Raw genomic sequence first — 2,154 nt, 5'->3', positions numbered from 1 at the left:
AAACAATTGCTGCAAAAACCGATGAAGAATTTGATGCTACGGTAAGTAATTTAAAAGATCAAGCCATCATATTTGCAAAGCTATCGCAAAACATACCTCAAGAGGCTGGTATGATTATCAGAAACATTGATAATCCTGCATTCTTGCTGCATTTTGTAGCATCTAATTTAAACTTGCCAGTGCCTGATAAGCAAAGTATTTTGCAGACTGACAGCTTGAAGGAACGAGTGAAAATGGTATTAAAATATATCAATCACGAAATTCAATTATTGGAATTAAAAAATCAGATTCAGAATAAAACCCGTCAGGATTTAGATAAACAACAACGTGAATATTTTTTAAATCAGCAATTAAAAACTATTCAGGAAGAATTAGGCTTTGATGATAATAAAAAAGACTTAGCCAATTTGAAAGAACGTGGTGCAAAAAAACAATTTACAGAAGATGCTAAAAAATTATTTAACCGTGAGTTAGATAAATTGAATCGTATGCATCCTGCATCAGCAGAGTATTCGGTGGCTTATAATTATGTTGAAACATTATTGGATTTGCCTTGGAATGAATTTACAAAAGATAATTTTGAACTGAAACATGCTGAAGAAACTTTGCATGATGACCATTATGGTTTAGAAAAAATCAAAAAACGTATCCTTGAATATTTAGCAGTTTTGAAATTAAAAGGCGATATGAAATCGCCGATACTTTGTTTTGTTGGCCCTCCGGGTGTGGGTAAAACTTCATTAGGAAAATCAATTGCCAAATCATTAGATAGAAAATTTGTTCGCATTAGTTTAGGTGGTGTGCATGATGAAGCCGAAATACGTGGACATCGCAAAACCTATATTGGTGCTATGCCTGGCAGAATTATTCAATCATTAAAAAAAGTACAAAGCAGCAATCCTGTTTTTATTTTAGATGAGATTGATAAAATAGGACAAGACCACCGCAGCGACCCTTCATCGGCTTTGTTAGAAGTTTTAGACCCTGAACAGAACTCACATTTTTATGATAATTTTTTAGAATTAGAATTTGATTTATCTAAAATTTTCTTCATTGCTACAGCCAATTCATTACAAACAATTCAGCCTGCTTTACGCGATAGAATGGAGATTATTGAAGTAAGTGGTTATTCATTAGAAGAAAAAATGGAGATTGCGAAAAAGTATTTAATCACCAAACAACGTGAAGCTCATGGCTTAAAATCATCACAAATAAAAATATCAAACGCTGCTTTACAAACTTTAATTGATGGCTATACCCGTGAAAGTGGTGTTCGTGAATTAGATAGGCAAATAGCAGCATTGATGCGTAACACAGCCAAATCAGTAGCAACTGATGAAGGTTATGATACCAATATTACGGTTGAAAAAGTACAAGAAGTTTTGGGCAAAGTACGTTATGACCGTGAAATGTTTAAAGAACAAAATCCTGCAGGAGTGGCTGTAGGATTGGCTTGGACATCAGTTGGTGGTGAATTGCTTTATATTGAAGCTATGAAATACGAGGGCAAAGAAGGGTTGAAATTATCAGGGCAATTGGGTGATGTAATGAAAGAATCGGCGCAGGCTGCCTTTACTTTTATTAAAGCAAATGCTAAAAAATTAAATATTGATAATTCGGTTTTTGAAAAAGAAACTATTCATATTCATGTACCCGAAGGTGCTACACCTAAAGATGGCCCAAGTGCTGGTATCACCATGCTTACAGCTATAACATCATTACTGACCAACCGCAAAGTAAAACCACTTTTAGCTATGAGTGGCGAAATAACTTTACGTGGCAAAGTGTTGCCAGTGGGTGGCATTAAAGAAAAAATATTAGCAGCCAAACGTGCTGGCATGAAAGAAATAATTTTGTGTAAAATGAACCGCAAAGATGTAGAAGAAATCAACCCTGATTTTTTAGGCAATCTTCAATTTCATTATGTAGATAGAATGACCGATGTATTGGAGATAGCATTGGTGTAAAATTAGAAAAGGCTTTCAGTAAATTCTGAAAGCCTTTTTTGTTAGTTATATCCCCCCAGCTCGTCCACGTTTGTAGTATAGCCATGCGTATAGCCAACGAGGACGTAAGAGGCAAGTCGTCTGTGACGAATAAATAAAAACAATTTATACCTTTATTAAATGGCAGGCGATAGAAATTATGCAGGTA

The 2,154-nt window shown here is 34.8% G+C and carries 1 protein-coding gene; it reads left to right on the top strand.

Annotation, left to right across the window (positions count from 1 at the left end):
* Positions 1 to 1,967 (top strand): endopeptidase La (gene lon / locus ACKOWY_RS08060; RefSeq protein ID WP_408940926.1); only part of this gene is annotated, 1,967 nt, incomplete at its 5' end.
* Positions 1,968 to 2,154 lie beyond the last annotated feature (187 nt).

The sequence above is a fragment of the Flavobacterium sp. genome (genome assembly GCF_046073885.1).
GTDB lineage: Bacteria > Bacteroidota > Bacteroidia > Flavobacteriales > Flavobacteriaceae > Flavobacterium.
Note: the sequence above shows the minus strand (reverse complement) of the source record. Positions and strands in the feature narration are given on the sequence as shown.